Origin of the sequence: Brevibacterium sp. Mu109, from assembly GCF_900169375.1 — a bacterium.
Taxonomy (GTDB): domain Bacteria; phylum Actinomycetota; class Actinomycetes; order Actinomycetales; family Brevibacteriaceae; genus Brevibacterium; species Brevibacterium yomogidense_A.
The window spans coordinates 127,044-142,761 of sequence record NZ_FXZF01000007.1; the positions used below are offsets into that span (position 1 = coordinate 127,044).

14 protein-coding genes and 1 pseudogene are annotated in these 15,718 nt (G+C 67.5%); 4 read left to right on the top strand and 11 right to left on the bottom strand.

The genetic code is table 11. The features are described 5' to 3' along the window. Nucleotides 1-81: 81 nt before the first annotated feature. The 3 genes from BSP109_RS06110 to BSP109_RS06120 form a co-directional block, all read right to left on the bottom strand. The gene (locus BSP109_RS06110) at nucleotides 82-1,758 is read right to left on the bottom strand and encodes an FAD-binding dehydrogenase (protein WP_101599725.1); all 1,677 of its coding nucleotides are present in this window, start codon (nucleotides 1,756-1,758) and stop codon (nucleotides 82-84) included. A gap of 122 nt (nucleotides 1,759-1,880) precedes the next feature. Beyond that, nucleotides 1,881-2,654 carry a zinc transporter ZupT gene (gene zupT / locus BSP109_RS06115; protein WP_087008542.1) on the bottom strand — a complete coding sequence of 258 codons (774 nt, stop codon included), beginning with the start codon at nucleotides 2,652-2,654 and terminating at the stop codon, nucleotides 1,881-1,883. Nucleotides 2,655-2,797: 143 nt separating this feature from the next. After that, complete coding sequence (locus tag BSP109_RS06120; protein WP_101599726.1) at nucleotides 2,798-3,301, bottom strand: lipopolysaccharide assembly LapA domain-containing protein; 504 nt, start codon at nucleotides 3,299-3,301, stop codon at nucleotides 2,798-2,800. A 450-nt stretch (nucleotides 3,302-3,751) separates the two neighbouring features. Here BSP109_RS06120 and BSP109_RS06125 point away from each other — a divergent pair, with 450 nt between their 5' ends. Then, nucleotides 3,752-4,753 (top strand): hypothetical protein, encoded by a 1,002-nt coding sequence (locus BSP109_RS06125; protein WP_146001089.1) that lies wholly within the window; start codon nucleotides 3,752-3,754, stop codon nucleotides 4,751-4,753. A 25-nt stretch (nucleotides 4,754-4,778) separates the two neighbouring features. Here the strand turns inward: BSP109_RS06125 and BSP109_RS06130 are convergent, their stop codons facing one another. The 8 genes and pseudogenes from BSP109_RS06130 to BSP109_RS17675 all read right to left on the bottom strand — a co-directional run bounded on the left by BSP109_RS06130 (nucleotide 4,779) and on the right by BSP109_RS17675 (nucleotide 13,526). Continuing rightward, nucleotides 4,779-5,267: a hypothetical protein gene (locus tag BSP109_RS06130; RefSeq protein ID WP_101599728.1), complete on the bottom strand. Its 489-nt coding sequence runs from the start codon at nucleotides 5,265-5,267 to the stop codon at nucleotides 4,779-4,781. A gap of 248 nt (nucleotides 5,268-5,515) precedes the next feature. After that, entirely contained in the window at nucleotides 5,516-6,664 is a 1,149-nt protein-coding gene (locus tag BSP109_RS06135; protein WP_101599729.1) for an NAD(P)-binding domain-containing protein, read from the bottom strand. An 8-nt stretch (nucleotides 6,665-6,672) separates the two neighbouring features. Beyond that, the gene (locus tag BSP109_RS06140) at nucleotides 6,673-8,883 is read right to left on the bottom strand and encodes an AAA family ATPase (RefSeq protein WP_101599730.1); all 2,211 of its coding nucleotides are present in this window, start codon (nucleotides 8,881-8,883) and stop codon (nucleotides 6,673-6,675) included. 50 nt (nucleotides 8,884-8,933) lie between these two features. Then, complete coding sequence (locus BSP109_RS06145) at nucleotides 8,934-10,139, bottom strand: Fic family protein (RefSeq protein ID WP_257944581.1); 1,206 nt, start codon at nucleotides 10,137-10,139, stop codon at nucleotides 8,934-8,936. A 138-nt stretch (nucleotides 10,140-10,277) separates the two neighbouring features. Next, a complete protein-coding gene (locus tag BSP109_RS06150) occupies nucleotides 10,278-11,378 on the bottom strand; it encodes a diacylglycerol kinase family protein (RefSeq protein WP_101599731.1) in 1,101 nt (366 codons plus the stop codon). A 36-nt stretch (nucleotides 11,379-11,414) separates the two neighbouring features. Further along, a complete protein-coding gene (locus BSP109_RS17665) occupies nucleotides 11,415-11,882 on the bottom strand; it encodes a PT domain-containing protein (protein ID WP_257944583.1) in 468 nt (155 codons plus the stop codon). A 9-nt stretch (nucleotides 11,883-11,891) separates the two neighbouring features. After that, nucleotides 11,892-12,254, bottom strand: a pseudogene (locus tag BSP109_RS17670) (5'-nucleotidase C-terminal domain-containing protein); the annotation flags it as partial. A gap of 33 nt (nucleotides 12,255-12,287) precedes the next feature. Then, nucleotides 12,288-13,526 carry a bifunctional UDP-sugar hydrolase/5'-nucleotidase gene (locus BSP109_RS17675; protein WP_257944582.1) on the bottom strand — a complete coding sequence of 413 codons (1,239 nt, stop codon included), beginning with the start codon at nucleotides 13,524-13,526 and terminating at the stop codon, nucleotides 12,288-12,290. A gap of 170 nt (nucleotides 13,527-13,696) precedes the next feature. Here BSP109_RS17675 and BSP109_RS06160 point away from each other — a divergent pair, with 170 nt between their 5' ends. The 3 genes from BSP109_RS06160 to BSP109_RS06170 all read left to right on the top strand — a co-directional run. Further along, nucleotides 13,697-13,948 (top strand): Smr/MutS family protein, encoded by a 252-nt coding sequence (locus BSP109_RS06160; protein ID WP_087008525.1) that lies wholly within the window; start codon nucleotides 13,697-13,699, stop codon nucleotides 13,946-13,948. 288 nt (nucleotides 13,949-14,236) lie between these two features. Next, nucleotides 14,237-15,055: a hypothetical protein gene (locus BSP109_RS06165; RefSeq protein ID WP_146001090.1), complete on the top strand. Its 819-nt coding sequence runs from the start codon at nucleotides 14,237-14,239 to the stop codon at nucleotides 15,053-15,055. 92 nt (nucleotides 15,056-15,147) lie between these two features. Continuing rightward, a partial coding sequence (locus tag BSP109_RS06170) for a transposase family protein (protein WP_180959626.1) occupies nucleotides 15,148-15,718 on the top strand: 571 nt, incomplete at its 3' end.

Here is a 15,718-nt window from a genome sequence, read left to right on the forward strand (position 1 = left end):
AGAGCGGCAGAACCCGACGATAGCCGAGGCGGGGGTGAACGGACACGTGCACCCCCGCCTTCGTCGTTCCCACCTGGCCGCTCACCCGTCGAGCCCGGCAGCAGCGCGTCCGGCCACCCGCCCGGAGAACAGGCACCCGCCCAGGAACGTCCCCTCGAGCGCGTTGTGGCCGTGCATCCCACCGCCACCGAACCCAGCGGCCTCCCCCGCCGCGAACAGCCCCTCGATCACCGCGCCGCTTCCCAGCACTCTCCCCTGCAGGTCCGTGTGCAGCCCGCCCAGGGTCTTCCGCGTGAGCACCCGCAGCCGCACAGCGATGAGGGGGCCGGCCTCGGGATCGGTCAGCCGGTGCGGCGGCACCGCGCGCATGATCCTGTCACCCAGGTACCCGCGCGCCGCATGGATGGCCTGGATCTGCCGGTCCTTCGCGAACGGGTTGTCGACCTGGGCGTCGCGCTCCGCGATGAGTTCGGCGATGTCCTCCGCGTCCAAGACCGCCGTACTGGATCCCCCATCGACCAGCTCCGAACCGGACGCGCTCACCGCGTTCATGCGCGCCACCAGTTCCGCCACGGAATCCGCCTGCACGAAGTCCTCGCCGTGGCGCAGGAAGGCCTCGATCGGCTCCGGTGCCCCGGATCCCAGCCGCCCGGCCAGCTGCCGCACCGACTTCCCGGTGAGGTCGGGATTCTGCTCGGATCCGGACAGGGCGAACTCCTTCTCGATGATCCGTCGATTGAGGATGAACCACGAATGGTCGTGGCCCGTGCAGCGCAGATGCCGCAGCGTCGACATCGTGTCGAAGCCGGGGAACGCGGGATCGGGAAGCCGCCGGCCGAGCGCATCGATCCACAGCGACGACGGCCCCGGCAGGATGCGGATGCCGTGCCCCGGCCAGACCGGATCCCAGTTGCCGATCCCCTCGACGTAGTGCCACATCCGATCCGGATTCAGCAGTTCCGCGCCAGCCGCCCGCGCGACCGGCATCATCGACCCGTCGACGAACGCGGGCACTCCCGTGAGCATGTGCGCGGGAGGGCGGCCCAGCCGCTCGGGCCACTGCGCGCGCACCATGTCGTGGTTGGCTCCGATCCCACCGCTCGTGACGATCACGGCATCCGCTCGGAGCGAGAAATCGCCCACCACCTCCCGCGAACTCGCGACACCGCGAGCGGTGCCGTCGTCGGACAGCACCGCGCCCGAGGCCCTGGTCACCCGCCCGGCCTCCACCACCAGGTCGGTGACCCGGTGCCGGAAGTGCACGCGCATGCGGCCAGCGCGGATGTGGTCCTTCGCTCGGGCGACGAAGGGCGCGAGCACGCCGGGACCGGTCCCCCATGTGATGTGGAAGCGGGGCACGGAATTGCCGTGCCCGTGCGCGCGCCCGTCGCCGCGTTCGGCCCACCCCACGATGGGGAAGAAGCGGACGCCCATGCGGTGGAGCCATTCGCGCTTCGGTCCGGCTGCGAATTCGAGGTAGGCGTCTGCCCATAGACGCGGGTTGCGGTCGTGGTCCTCGAACTGGGCGGATCCCCACCAGTCGCGGCGAGCCAGGTCGAGTGAGTCGTGGACGCCCATGCGCCGCTGCTCGGGAGAGTCGATGAGGAACAGGCCGCCGAAGCTCCAGTAAGCCTGACCGCCGAGGTCCGCCTCCGATTCCTGGTCGACCACCGTGACGGTCGCGCCCGCGTCGCAGGCCTCCGTCGCTGCGACCAGGCCGGACAGGCCGGCACCGATGACGAGGACGTCCGATGACATGTCACACCTCCGGGTGGGGGAAGGGCCGCCCGCTGCGGAGCCTGGCCGATGATGTGACGAGCGTAACAAGGAGGTGGGTGGTGCGGCGGTCGTTCGCGCGGGGGTGAGGTGGGGTGGTGAGGTCAGGTGAGGAGCTGGAGGCTCACCCACATGACGACCACCCCGGAGGCGATGCCCGCGATGACCGTGCGCTTCTCCTTCTGCGCGATCGCTGCGGGCAGGAGCTCCGCGACGCTGATCGTGATCATGACACCGGCGACGCCTGCGAGCACTGCGGCGAGGACGACAGGGGTGAGCAGCGGTGCCAGCAGCAACCAGCCGATCACCGCGCCCGCAGGCTCCGCGAGTCCCGACCCGACGCTCGCCCACAGAGCGCGCTTCCGTGATCCGGTGGCGTGGTGGATCGGCACGGCGACGGCGATGCCCTCCGGCACGTTGTGCAGTGCGATCGCCGCGACGACGGGCAGAGCGAGGTACGGGTCGTGCAGTGCGGTGAGGAACGTGGCGAATCCCTCGGGGAAGTTGTGCACGGTGATGACGATCGCGGTGAGCACTCCGGTCCGCAGCAGGGCCCGCTTCTGGAGAGCGTCTGTGCTGGCGGGAAGCTCGGCGCGATTGCGGAATCGTGCGGCTGCGGAGAAGAGCAGGACCACGACAGCGCCGATGAGGGCGGCGACCAGGGCCATCCACGGGGTCACCCCTGCGGCGCGGAGATCAATCGCGGCGTCGGGGATGAGCTCGACGAGCGAGATGCAGACCATCACCCCGGCGGCGAAGCCGAGCGCAGCGGCGAGGAAGCGCTTCGACATGCCTCCGCCGAACACCGCGATGAGGCCGCCCAGACCGGTCGCCAGACCAGCGATGATGCTGAGCGAGAGCGCGATGAGAGGAGCCACTCCCCAGAGATATCGCTCCTCAGCGATCGTTCACAAGTCAATCGTTGCGCAGGTGAGCGAATGTCAGCGCTGAAGGGCGACCTCCGTGGACGACGACGGGCCGCCCGCATGTGCGGACGGCCCGGAGTCTGACGAGCGAGCGGTCAGCCGCCGATCGCCTTCTGCACCTTCTTGAGCCTGCGGCTGAGGACGAAGATGCGCACGCTGCCGACGATTCCTGCGACCAGCACGCCCGCGATCGCGGCGAGGAGCATCGCGACGCCCAGCGGGAGCGAGAAGTTCCACCCGAAGTACTGGAACTGCGCCGCCGTGTTGTTCTGGATGATGAAGACCAGCAGCAGCACGGTGATGACGGCGCCGAGGATCAGCGACACCCAGACACCACCGGACATGCCTCCCTTCGACTCTTCTGCCTGTGCGCGGCCGGCCTTCGACTCGCCGGTGCGGGCGGGGGCCTGCTGAGTGGGCGCTGGTGCCGCAGCGGGGGCTGTCGCATCGGCCGGAGCGGGCGCGGAGTCGGGGTGCGCACCTCCCACGGACTGACCTGCGTCGGGTTCGAGGAGTTCAGCCGGGAGGCTGTCGCTCAGGTTCCCGGTGCTTTCGGTCCCAGTCGTCTGAGCTTCGCGCGGATCGGGGTTCGTCGTCATACGACCAGCGTACCGCCGCGGACCACCAGCCACAGCCTTTCATCAGGCCGCACAACTTGTTTCCTATGCGACCTGATGAAAGCTGGTGGGTGGTGAAGTGAGGCCGGGAGGTGAGGCCGGGAGGTGAGGCCGGGAGGTGAGGCCGGGATGGTGAGGCCGGGTGTTATGTCTCAATACATCGGTGACAGTTCTGCATCAGGACATCGGTGACAGTGCGCGCGTCGTGGCCGGAACACTGCGCCCCGCCTCGCGCACGTCGTGCCTGTGAACAGCCGCCGCCAGTCCACAGGTCATCGCGGGTGGCTGCCCTGCGCTCGTGATCGAGGCACGATGCCGCACATGTACAACGTCATCACAGCACGCGAGTGCGCGTCCGCAGGCATACCCCGCGCAACCGTCGACGCGGCCCGATCGTGCTGCCTCACTCGTCTGAGCCGCGGAATCTTCACCGTGACGCGACGATGCGGTCGGCACGAGGACTTCCAGACAGCAATCGACGACCCGACAGTCCTGGACCTCCGCTCCTCACTCGCGCAGAAGAAGTCCATCGCGGACTCGGAGCAGCTCCGCAGGCTGGAGCACCTGAGCGTGCTCGACGCCTATCGGTTCTACAAGCCGGACGATGTCATCGGTGGGACGTCGGCGGCGATCATCCACGGGATCCCGCTCTCACGCGGATTTCCTCCCCAGCGCACGAGGCGCACCCGCACGGACGCGGCAGGAAGGGAGTACGACGCTCGTCTGACCCTCGGCGCACCGGGTTCGCCCGTCCGGGTTGAGGTGTGGAACGTGCGCCGGACGTACACCTCGCGATGGGTTGTCAGGCGCCAGGCGGAGCTCGGTGACACGCAGCGCACTCCACGGTGGCAGGGAGTGCCCGTGACGACGGCACCACGCACCGCGATCGACCTTGCACGCATCGGCACCACGCTGGATGGACTCGTCGCATGCGACTGGCTGCTGGCCGATGCAGCAGGACGCCACGGTCACGACGGCAGACAGAGGATGCGCGAACGGATGGCAGAAGCGATCAACGATTGCAGTGGGCTGCGCGGGGTGAACCGTGCTCGTGCCGCGCTCGACAGCGCCACTGGATCGTCTGAGAGCGTCAGCGAATCCATCGCCCTCCACAGGATGAACGAGCTGGGCATCGAGGACATTCGCCAGCAGATCGTCATCCGTGACAGCGAGGACTCCGTCATCGGGCGGGTCGATTTCCTCGTTGTGGCCGCCGACAGCACGCCTGTCGTCATCGAGGTCGACGGGGCGATCAAGTACTCCGGCTACCACTCAGTTGGGACAGCCGGCGCAGACAATCCGCTGTTCCGGGAGAAGAAGCGTGAGGATGCCCTCCGCCGGATGGGCTATCGCGTCGTGAGACTGGTGTGGGCAGACCTCTGGGATGTCTCACGACTGCGAATGCTCCTCCGCGAGGCGCACATCGCCTGTTGAGGATCGGCTGCGAACTGCTGATCCCTCATGGCCGACTGCACACTGCATCGTGTCGAAACACGGCATCGTGTGGAGACACTGCATCGCGTCGAGACACCACATCGTGTCGAGCCGACACCCGTCGCACACGCCTCGTCATGAGGAGACGATCGATCTCAGCCACCGCGAGCACCAGGATGAACGCCACCGCACTCGGAATGCCGGCCAGGATGAGATAGGCAGTCGCGTCCCACAGCGAGAACGTGGCTGCGGCTTCGAGCCCGCCCTGCACCGTGACGCTGAGGAAGCTCATGACCGACTGCATGATCGCCAGCACGCACAGTGCGACCGCGGCCTGCGCGATGGGATGAGAGACACGAGACCTGTGCGCGGCGATGACGAGCCCCGCGACGACGGTCGGCACGAGGATGTCCATCCCCCAGTACCGCAGGTCCATGACTCGGACGTTCCACACCAGGACGGACGGCAGCAGGTACAGAAGGACATGCGCCAGCCCGGCAGCCCACATGCTCATCGCGACCCTCATAACAGCAACATACCGACGATGTGCCGTGCGTCCTCCGCCGGACGAAACGCGAGACACAGACTTTCATCAGACCGCACAACTTCTTTCCTGTGCGACCTGATGAAAGTTGGTAGGAACGGAGTTGGTACGGAGTTGGTATGGGCTAGGTACGAGGTACGTACGGAGTTGGTGGGCTAGGTACGAGGCAGGTACAGACCAGGTTCGGAGGAGCTGCGGGCAGGCGAGCGCCCCCGCCCTCACCTGTCCTGCGCGTCCAGATACTCCTCCAGCTCGCGCGCCACCCACCGTCCTGCCCGATTCGCACCGATCGTCGACGCGCTGGGGCCATAGCCCGGCAGGTGCACTCCGTGGTTCCGGACAGCACGCGTGGTGGCGCGACCGTCGACCAGCAGGCCCCCGCCCTCCGTCCGCAGGCCCAGCGGAGCCAGGTGATCGAGCCGGTGCAGGAACCCCGTCGCCCAGAGGATCACGTCGACGTCGATCCGCCGGCCTTCCGGCGCGCTCCCCCACGAGCGCAGCGACAGTGCATCCCACACGGCGCCGCCCTCATCGAGCCGGTCGAACATCGGATGGCACTGCGGCAGCGAACCGGTCTCGACCGCAGTGATCGGCAGGCCCGTGTTCGACACGACGGACGCCGGGGGCAGTCCCTGGCGCACCCGCTCGTCCACGCGCGCCACCACGTCCGCCCCGACCTCCGGCGTGAACTCCGCGTTCCTGATGTCCGGCCGCGTCCGCGTGACCCACGACGTCTGCGCGACCGGCGCGAGTTCCGCCAGATGCTGCACAGCGGAGATCCCCGCCCCGACCACCAGCACCCGCTCTCCGGCGAAGTCCTCCGACCGCGTGTAGTCGCGCGTGTGCAGCTGCCTGCCGGCGAACGTCCCGATCCCCGGGTAGTACGGGATGCGCGGCCTGTCCCATGTGCCCGTGGCGTTGACGATCGCGCGGGCCCGGATCGTGCGAGCAGTGGCGCCGACGCCCGCACCGCTGACGGTCACCATGAAGTCAGATCCGACTCCCCCGGGCTGTTCCACCCGGTCCACGGTGACCGGTCGGATCACCTGCAGCCCGAACCGTTCCTCGTACGCGCGGTAGTACTCCGGAACCGTCTGCGCGGCGGGGACCTCCTCGTCCACCTCGATCGCGTCCTCGAGTCCCCATCCCGGCAGGTCGTTCACCCGGTTCGCGGTCTTCAGCGTGAGGCTGGGCCAGCGATGCTGCCACGCACCCCCCGTTCCCGGGTTCGCGTCGAGCAGCAGCATCCGTTCGCCCAGCTCGAATCCACGCCGCTGCAGGTGATACGCCGCAGACAGCCCCGCCTGCCCCATCCCGATGACCACGACGTCCACACCCACGTCTGCTCCCGCATCCAGCTTCGCCATGTGCGCGCTCAGTCCTCATCATCCAGGTCGAGATCCAGAAGGTCCTCCCCCGACAGCCCATCATCCAGGTCGTCGATCACCTCGACGTCACGACCCCCGTGGTCGAGGCCGTCCCCACCATCAAGGCCGTCACCCTCGCCAGGATCATCGTCGTCGAACCCACGGCCGCCGCCGAGGCCGCCGTCATCGAAACCAGCACCCCCGCCGAGGCCGTGGTCGGCAGAACCAACACCGCCGCCGAGGCCGTGGTCGCCTCCGAGACCGCCGTCGCCGCCCGGGTTGGCTTCGTGATGGCCGCTGCGGAACGCGCCGTCCGCACCGAAGGAATCCCGCTGGCCCTCTCGCGCACGGAGGACGGCGAGGACATCGCCCGCTCCTCTGACTTCCGCGACAGTTCCATCAGGCCACGGCCACTCACTGGGCTCACTCGATTCGTGGGGTTCCGTCGCGGTCGGCCCGCGGTCGTCCCCAGTCGCCTCGGGTGACGCAGTGCGCAGCTCATAGCGCTCCGCCATGAGCGCACGGACAGCTGAGAGGAGTCGTGCGTCATCGACCTCCGCACCCTGCGACAGTGCGCCGAGCACGGCTGACCGGACCGCGTGCCGAGGGAAGGATCCGGGGGTGGCGACAGCGGCCTCGGCGGCGGTCCGCAGACCTGCGGCGGTGACCGGCAGCGCCCGAGCCGATCGTGCGAGCAGCCGCTCGCGCTCACCGACATCGGGCTGAGGCACCTCGAGTGCCAGGTCGATGACGCGGGGACGGCGGGCGAGCGCCTGCTGGATCGCCGCGGCGTCGCGGGTCGTGAGGATGACGGCGATGTCCGCATCCTCGTCGTCGCGCAGCTCGTCGAGCGCATCCAGGACGTGTGCGAGGCCGGAACGGTCGGCATCGTCTGCGGCGTGGCCGGCGTCGATCAGGTCCACGTCCTCGAGCACGACGATCGCGGGGGTGAGCTGCCGAGCGGTCGCCAGCACCTGACGGATGAAGCCCGCCGCACCGTCCTCACGCCTGGCGGCCCCGTGCATGCTGTCCGCGTGCGTGGCGTCCACGTACGTGGCGTCCGTGGGCGAGTCTCCTGCGCGCAGGCTGCTCAGGAACGTGCCCGGCAGGATGAACGCGGTGGTCTCCGGTGACTGCGAGAGGAGGTAGCGAACCGTGTGGGTCTTGCCGGAGCCGGCGGGGCCGTGGAGGAGGACACTCCGCGACAGGTGCTGGCCGGCCGCCCGCAGGCCGGCAGCGTTCTGCGTCATTCCGAGCACGATCGATTCGACTCGTGTCAGGCGGCCGGCAGGCAGGACGACGTCATCGGCGGTGAGGCCGGGGCGTTCGACGAAGTCGATCACGGGGTGGGGAAGCGCGGGTGGCCTGGGCAGTGCGGAGGGGCTGTGCTGCGTGGAGGGACTCTGCAGCGTGGAGGGACTCTGCACCGTGTAGAGGCCGGAGGTCGCCGTGCGGAAGCTGACGACTCGACCGCGCAGTGATGAGACCGCCCAGACCGCCGCATCGATCTTCTCGAGCGCAGAACGGGCGGCCGGCAGGTCTGCGGCCAGCACTTCGACCCGCACACCCGTGTCACCTCGGGAATCGCCATGGGAGTCGCCGCGGAAGTCACGTGCGAAGACGACGACCGGCACCCTGTCGACCCGGATCAGGCGCAGTCCGTTCGTCGCGACGAAGCGCACCTCGTCCGGCCCTACGGGGAACGCTGATCGGTGCACTGGTCCCAGTTGGAAGTCGACTCGGCCCGATCCGTCGCCGTGGCGATCGTTCAAGTACCCGTCGCGACCCGCTCGATCATCGTCGGGAGCACTCCGGAGGAGTTCGGCCAGGCCGCGGACAGCGGGGCCCACTCCGAACAGAATCTGATCCTCGTCGAGCCAATCCAGCGCCGCGTCCACATCAGCCCAGTGCCACGCCGGGTACGTCGAACCGACGAGTTCGAGGCTGGATCCAGACGCGAGGCTCGTGCGATGGGCTGGGCTCTCGCGTGCTGTGGAGCTCTCACGTGGAGCGAGGCTCTCGCCAGAGGCAAGGCTCTCTCCAGACGCAACGCGCTCACCGGGTTCCCGGCCGGAACGGGAGCCCTCCAGATGGCTCACGATGAGCTGCCCCCAGGAGGCGGAGGGTTCGCTCAGTCTGGATCCCGACTGGCCGACCGCAGCGTTGTCGCTCACGTGCAGAGACTCGCCCATGCCACGCGCGCTCGATGACTCGCTCATACTGCAAAGCGTACTTCCACGGACACGAACCCTCAGCCGGCTCGATCAGCTCACCGACCGGCTCCCCGACCCATGCGGCGGATCGTCTCTGCGTATTCGTCGAGCACTCCGATGACGCCAGGATGCTCCCACACGCGGCCGCGCGACCGTCCGGTCCGCTCACGGAGCACTCCTCGGTCACTCAGTGTGTCCAGAGCACGCAGCGTCGCCATCTCGCCGACTCCCAGCGCGGTCTGGACGTGCTTCGCATTGACGACGGGTTGCGCGATGAAGTGTGGGATGAGCCGACGCGCAGTCGCGTGTGCTCTGATCCCCTGCAGCCGCTCCCAGGAGTCAGTGAACACGCCGACGAGGTCATCGACGAGTCTTGTTCCCGTCGTCGCAGCGATCCGCGCGGCACCGGCGAACCGACGAACGATCGGCCCTGCATCGCCGGCGCGGAACTCGTCAAGCGCTGTGAAATAACGCTCGGTGTCGACGAGGAGCCCAGCGGAGATCGGCACCGTCGCACTGACGAGGAGCGCCTTGTTCCGGATCATCGACTGCGCAAGCGCACGACCTGTACGGCCATTGCCGTCGACGAACGGATGGATGATTTCGAACTGCGCGTGAGCGATCGCGACTTGCACGAGCACCGGCAGATCATCGCGCTGAGCGAAAGCGACGACATCGGCGAGTCCGTCTGCCACCCGGCTGTGGTGAGGAGGGACGAACTGGGCAGTGCGCGGACCGGCCTCACCGGGGCCGATCCAGACCTGCTCTGTGCGGAACGTCCCAGCCTCATCCGCCAGCAGGTACTGGTGGCGCAGCAGCTCCCGATGCATCGCCAGGACCGAATCGATACTGAGCTCGTCCGCCAGGCGCAGCGCGGCCTCCATCGCCCGCACATTGCCGAGTACGGTCTCCGCATTGGCCCCGTTCGTCTCATCGAGCTCAGCCAGAGCGAGTTGCGTCGCACTCGTCGTCAGCTGCTCGATCTGCGAGCTCGACGCACTCTCCGTGCGCAGCAGGATCGCTGACATCGGCCCGATCGCGACGCCGCGATCTCCTCCGTCACCGACCAGCGCGGTCCGTGCATGAGCATCGAACTCGACGAGGGCTCTCGTAGCGTCCTCAACATCGGCGAGGTCGGCCGCAGCCATCACAATGTCGTGTGCGGCGATCGGCGCGGTGACCGCCGAGGAGTAGTCGCCGGTCTGCCTGCGCACCGGGTCGATCGGGATCGGGGTCCCTCCATCGGTACTCAGTGTTGCCATGAGGCAATCATGCCAACACTTTCTCTTGAAAGTGTTGGTAGCGAGCGCAGGTGCCATCACATCGTCGCCGTGCGGGAACCCTCGCAATCTGCTGCCAGCAGTGGAATCGGAACCTCAGTGCATGAGGCCCCGTCGTCGTCACCTGTTGGGAACGACGACCGGTAGGGCCTCCGGTGCGACTCGCACCTGCAGCGACGTGACCAGCCCCGCTGCCTCTCCGTCCAGGTGCACCGGCAGAGGGCGGATGCTTCGCACCCGCGCACTCGTGACACTCATGAGGTCGAGGTCGTCGACTCGTTCGTGCCCGCCACAGATCCCCGCCTGGAAGATCCGACCCCACGACGGGACGGTCCGAGCAGCAGGGACCGACCGAGCACCCAAGACAGTCCGTGCAACCGACCCCGTTCGGACACAAGGCTTCGTGCCCGTAGAGGGCCTTGCGCCCACAGAGGACCATGCGCCCGCCGAAGACTCCTCACGGCCGGAGCTCGGCACGACGAGAAGACCCGCGAGTTCTCCTGTGCGCACTCCCCCGTGGGGGAACACCGTGATCCCGTACGGGATGTGCGAGATGTTCCCGAACTCCACGGCCCACACGCCGAGGTCCCGGTCCACTCGGTCCGCTCCCTCCCCCGCGCTGACGGTCACTGGGAGCGGACTCGCCGTCAGCCGGGTCAGCGCGCCGACACCGTAGCCTGCGGCTCCGCCCACGTCCTTCGCCCATCCGGGCGTGCGCAGGAGCGCGCCTCCGCTGTGGCCGATCCCCGCGGTCACGAGGAACGGCTGCTCCGCCGAGGTCCTGCCTCCTACCGAGGCCGTACCACCTGCCGAGGCCCCTCCCCCTGCACGCTCGAGCGTCGCCCACCCGAGGTCGCAGTGGATGACGGAGCGAGAGGTGACCTCGCCCCCCAGCACATCCTCCAGGACTCTCAGTCCGTCAGCAGTCCGCCGGATGCCGACGTTCAATGCGAAGAGATCCGCTGTTCCCGTCGGCACGGGCAGCAGCGCGCCGCGCCAGCCCGGGGCCGCCACTACCGCGCCTGCGACCTCGCGCAGCGTGCCGTCGCCGCCGATGACCACGGTGAGTGCGGCCTCGGGACCGGGATCTCCGTGCGGGCGGGCGATCGACGTCGGACGCACACGCACTGGCACATCCGCGCGTGCGCAGAGGGCCTGCACGCGCTCACACGCCTGCAGGCCCTCCGGGTGCACGGGATTGACGATAACCTCGACGCTCATGCGCCGGAGCCTAGCGAAGCCCGTCGTGAACGACGCTCAGCGACGCCTGCGGCTTGCGATCACCGCAGCGGTGCCGAGGCCCGCGAGCGCGATGGCCGCGCCGATCGCACCGACGAACTCCGCACCGGTCCGCGGCAGGCGGCTGTCGTCGTCGCGGTCATCCTCGCGTCCCTCATCCTCGCGACCGTCATCATCACGACCGTCGTCATCACGACCGTCATCGCCGTCGTCACCGTCTTCCGGCCGATCAGAGGGGTCGTCGCTCGGCTGATCAGAGGGCTGGTCCGTGGGTTCGCCGGACGGGTCATCCGACGGGTCGTCCGACGGCCCGTCCGTCGGGTCGTCCGTGGGCTCCGGCTCGGAGCGGTCGATCGACTCGCTGGTGAGCAGCCAGTTCTCCTGGTGGAAATCATCCGGATCGATGACCTGCTTCTCGACCGCCCAGTCGATGAGCGCCTCGCGGATCGCGACCTGCTCGTTGTAGACCTCATCGAGGCCGTCCACCGGGTAGCCGCTGCCGCCGGACTGGCGGTAGTTGTTGATCGCCAGGACGAACTCGTCGTCCTCGGCGACCTCCGTGCCGTCGGCCATGCGGATGTTCTCGATGCGCTCGCCCAGCGGCTTCGAGATGTTGATGTCGTAGTCGACTCCGGTCAGCGCGTCGTAGGCATAGTCGGGGATGTCCCGGCCGTCGGCTTCGTCGTAGCGGTTGGAGATCTCCTCGGGATCGAAGTCCGCTCCCTCGTCGACCTGATCGTAGAACCTGGCGGCGTACTCGAGGTAGTCCTTGAGCTCCGCCCCGTTCACCGTCACCCCGGACAGTGTGTTGTCGAAGACGTAGAGCGCGGCCACATCGCGGACCGTCACGTCACCTTCGCTGAAGACGGCGTCGCGGCTGAAGGGCGAGGTCTAGGCGAGCACGGGCAGGTCCTCGTAGTCGGTGCCGGCCAGGCCCTCCTCCGTCTTCTCCGTCATGACGTGACCGATGAAGTCGAGGATCGCAGTGTCCTCGTAGCGCGAGGTCTTCGCGCTCATCGTCTCCGACGCCTTCGCGATCGTCTGGTTGACGTAGTCGACCGTCTCCTCGTGGTAGCTCGACATCGCATCGGCCATCTCCTGGCTCTCCGCGACATCACCCTGCAGGTAGTGCGGCGTCACCGATGGCGCGGCGTCGTCCCAGTCGATCGTGAATCCGTCGCCGTCCTCGTCCGGCACGAGGTTGAGCTCGACCTCGGACACCGAGCGGGCCCAGTAGTTCGGCTGGGTGATGAGCGCCTGCGTGCCGTCCGACTGCGTGACGACCTCCTCGGGCTGATCCTGGTGGGAGTGGCCCGCGACGACGACGTCGATGTCCGGCACCTCCGTCGCGATCGAGGTCGCGATGTTCTCCTGCAGCTGGGACGCGTCCCACTGCTGGCCGGCCGGATCCTTGCCGGTGTGGGCGAGCGCGATGACGACGTCCGCACCCTGCTCCTTGAGCTGCGGCGCATAGGTCTGCGCGGAGGTGACCATGTCCTCGAACTCGATCGTGCCCTCGAGGTGCTTCTTGTCCCAGATGCGCGAGCCCGGGTTGGTGAGTCCGACGATGCCCACCTGCACGGTCTCGCCGTCGATGGTCCGCTCGATCATCGTCGTGGGGTCGTTGTGCGGTTCGCCGGTGGCCGTCTCCAGAGCGTTCGCGGCGAGCACCGGGAAGTCCGTCTGCTGCTCGTAGTAGTCGAGCATGTCGAGACCGTAGTTGTACTCGTGGTTGCCCGTGACCTGCGCGTCGTAGCCCATGAGATTGCTCGCCACGGCCATCGGGTGGTCCAGGCCGGACTCCGTGACCGGTTCGGTCGACGAGAAGTAGGACGTGAGCGGGTTGCCCTGGATGGAGTCGCCGTTGTCGACCAGCAGGACCGACTCCTCGCCCTTCTCCGCACGGATGCCGTCGACGACGGTCTTCGCCCGGTCCAGGCCCAGCTCCTCACCCGCCGGGTAGGGCGAGTCGGTGAAGTAGTCCCAGTTGAGGGCGTGGCCGTGGACATCGCTCGTCGCGAGGACTGACATGGACAGAGCCTGCGGTGCAGGCATCGCCGTGGCCGAGGCCGCGGGCCCCACCACGAGTGCTGCGGCTGCCAGCGCGGCGGGGACGGTCGGACGAATCATACGGATCTCCTCGAGTGCATCGATGCTCAGACTCAGCACCGATGCTGAGTGTTCTCACTGCCGCCGTCCACTCTATTCCCAGCCACGGACATATGGCATGGCCAGAGGACGACGATCGGGTGAATCGCGCTCATCCCGCCCACCCATGGAGCTCCGTCTACGCTGGAGAGATGAAGCTCAAGCTCGACCTGCACGACATCTTCAACAAGGGCACTGACATCGATCGAGCCCTGAGCGACATCCTCGACGAAGCGGAACGCACTAAGACGAAGACTGTCGAGATCATCCCCGGCAAGGGCAGCGGACAGCTGAAGAAGCGGGTGCTGCGGTATCTCGATCGCAAGGACGTCAAGGCGCGCTATCACCGGGTCGAGAAGGACAGCAAGAACCACGGTCGGCTCTTCGTCCACTTCAAGCACTGAGCCACCCGACCCTCCGCTGACGGCCAGCTTCCCGGGGACCGGGTCCTCGTATCTCGCGCGAAATCGAAGCACCAGCCAGTTCGAGTGTGAGGCCGTATCAACGGCGTTCGCTCGGCAGTTACGCTCGAAGTCATGAGCACCAATCGCGCGCGGCCACCGTCGGACCCTGCAGCGCACTGGGGCCGGGAACCGAAGGAAACCGAGTTCTCACTGCATCAATCGCCCGGGCGCACCGCGATCGATGTCGAGCGGCTGCAGGCGGACTTGCGGACTCCACGACATCGAGTGATGACGGCGACACTCGAGTATCTCGCGTGCGCCCTGACCTGCTCGGTGTATATCGAGGATATCCACGGCCATCTGCTCTTCGCCCCGAGCCGCCCCACTCACGACGACTGGAGGCAGGACTTCACTCCGCTCTCCACCCCCGCCGCACCCGGCTTCTCCACTGCACTGGAGAACTGGCGGAAGCAGTCCTCCGCCTATGCCGCTCTCACGGGCGATCGGTCTGTGAAGTACCAGCGCACAGTTGTTCCACTCGTGTATCACGGCACTGCTTTCGCCTTCGTGCACTTCGTGAACTCCACGTCATCGGGAAGCAGTGCTGGGCTGTTCTCAGAGCAGCTCACTGCGATGATCGCGGATAAGCTCTACATGCTGTTCTTCGGCGAGATGAACGAGCACAGGGAGAAGACCGTTCATCACTCGCGGGCCTTGCGAGTCCCCGTGTCGATGAAGAGCGTTCGGTCTCATGCCCCCGAAGCCTCCGGGCCCTCCGGCGACGACCAGCCGTCTCACAGTATCTGTTTCAAAACGGTCTTCCATCTTCCCTCAGCAAATCCAGTCGTCGACTATTCGAGCATTGCGAGAAGGGTCGGATGGTCTCTCGTGAGGCAGATCGAAGCCGAATGGCCCGAGATCGTCGCGTCGCACGTCAGCGCCGTCGAGACTGCAAGCGATGTCGAGCTCTCGATCCATGCGAGGGCCACCCCGGTTCCGGATTTGTCGTCGGCAGCAGCAGTTGCTCGGCGAGCGCTCCTCCAGCTTCAATGGAATCTGAAGATCGGCATCGGGTCCGCTATAGCGGCTCTTCCCGGTTCGTGGTGATGGGGAGCGTCGCGTCGTTGACGTAGAACGGCTCGTGGTCCTGCTGTGATGGGTGTTGTCAAGACATCCGAATCTCAGAGGACCACGAGCCTGTGCACGAGAGTACTGGTTCGCAGCGTGATGCTGCGAGCACGATCTTCAACTTGCCCAATTACCGCGTCATCGATGCCGTCGACCTGCCCGACGGGGGCCGGCGGGTGGTGATCGCCTCGACCGTCCCGCCGGGCTGTCCGTCCTGCGGCGTGCTGGCGACGAAGGTCCATTCCCGCCGGTCACAGCAGGTCCGGGACGTTCCCGTCGCTGGCGCAGCGGTGGTGGTGTGGGCCAAGCGGCGCTGGTTCTGTCTGGAGCCGGCCTGTGCCCGGGGCACGTTCGCCGAGGCCACCGAGCAGATCCCGCGATACGCACGCTCGACGACCCGACTGCGGGACCAGGTCGTCTCTGCCGTGATCCGTTCCGGCCGTGCAGCCTCCGAGGTGGCCCGGGCCCACGGCGTCTCGTGGTGGCTGGTCCAGGCCGCCCTCAGCGCCGCCGCAGTGGTCCTGCCTGACGTCGACGACGTGCGGGTCAGGCGTCTGGGGGTCGATGAGCACCGCTACCGGTCAGTGCGCTGGTTCCGCACCGACGAGGGCGCTTGGAGACGGTTCGAGCCGTGGATGACGA

Excerpts from the sequence above, each read along its gene's own strand:
- BSP109_RS06135 (WP_101599729.1), bottom strand. The coding sequence starts at position 6,664 with ATGGCGAAGCTGGATGCGGGAGCAGACGTGGGTGTGGACGTCGTGGTC.
- BSP109_RS06160 (WP_087008525.1), top strand. The coding sequence starts at position 13,697 with ATGAAGCTCAAGCTCGACCTGCACGACATCTTCAACAAGGGCACTGAC.
- BSP109_RS06120 (WP_101599726.1), bottom strand. The coding sequence starts at position 3,301 with ATGACGACGAACCCCGATCCGCGCGAAGCTCAGACGACTGGGACCGAA.
- BSP109_RS06165 (WP_146001090.1), top strand. The coding sequence starts at position 14,237 with ATGACGGCGACACTCGAGTATCTCGCGTGCGCCCTGACCTGCTCGGTG.
- BSP109_RS06150 (WP_101599731.1), bottom strand. The coding sequence starts at position 11,378 with ATGAGCGTCGAGGTTATCGTCAATCCCGTGCACCCGGAGGGCCTGCAG.
- BSP109_RS17675 (WP_257944582.1), bottom strand. The coding sequence starts at position 13,526 with ATGATTCGTCCGACCGTCCCCGCCGCGCTGGCAGCCGCAGCACTCGTG.
- BSP109_RS06130 (WP_101599728.1), bottom strand. The coding sequence starts at position 5,267 with ATGAGCATGTGGGCTGCCGGGCTGGCGCATGTCCTTCTGTACCTGCTG.
- BSP109_RS06110 (WP_101599725.1), bottom strand. The coding sequence starts at position 1,758 with ATGTCATCGGACGTCCTCGTCATCGGTGCCGGCCTGTCCGGCCTGGTC.
- BSP109_RS06145 (WP_257944581.1), bottom strand. The coding sequence starts at position 10,139 with ATGGCAACACTGAGTACCGATGGAGGGACCCCGATCCCGATCGACCCG.
- BSP109_RS06140 (WP_101599730.1), bottom strand. The coding sequence starts at position 8,883 with ATGAGCGAGTCATCGAGCGCGCGTGGCATGGGCGAGTCTCTGCACGTG.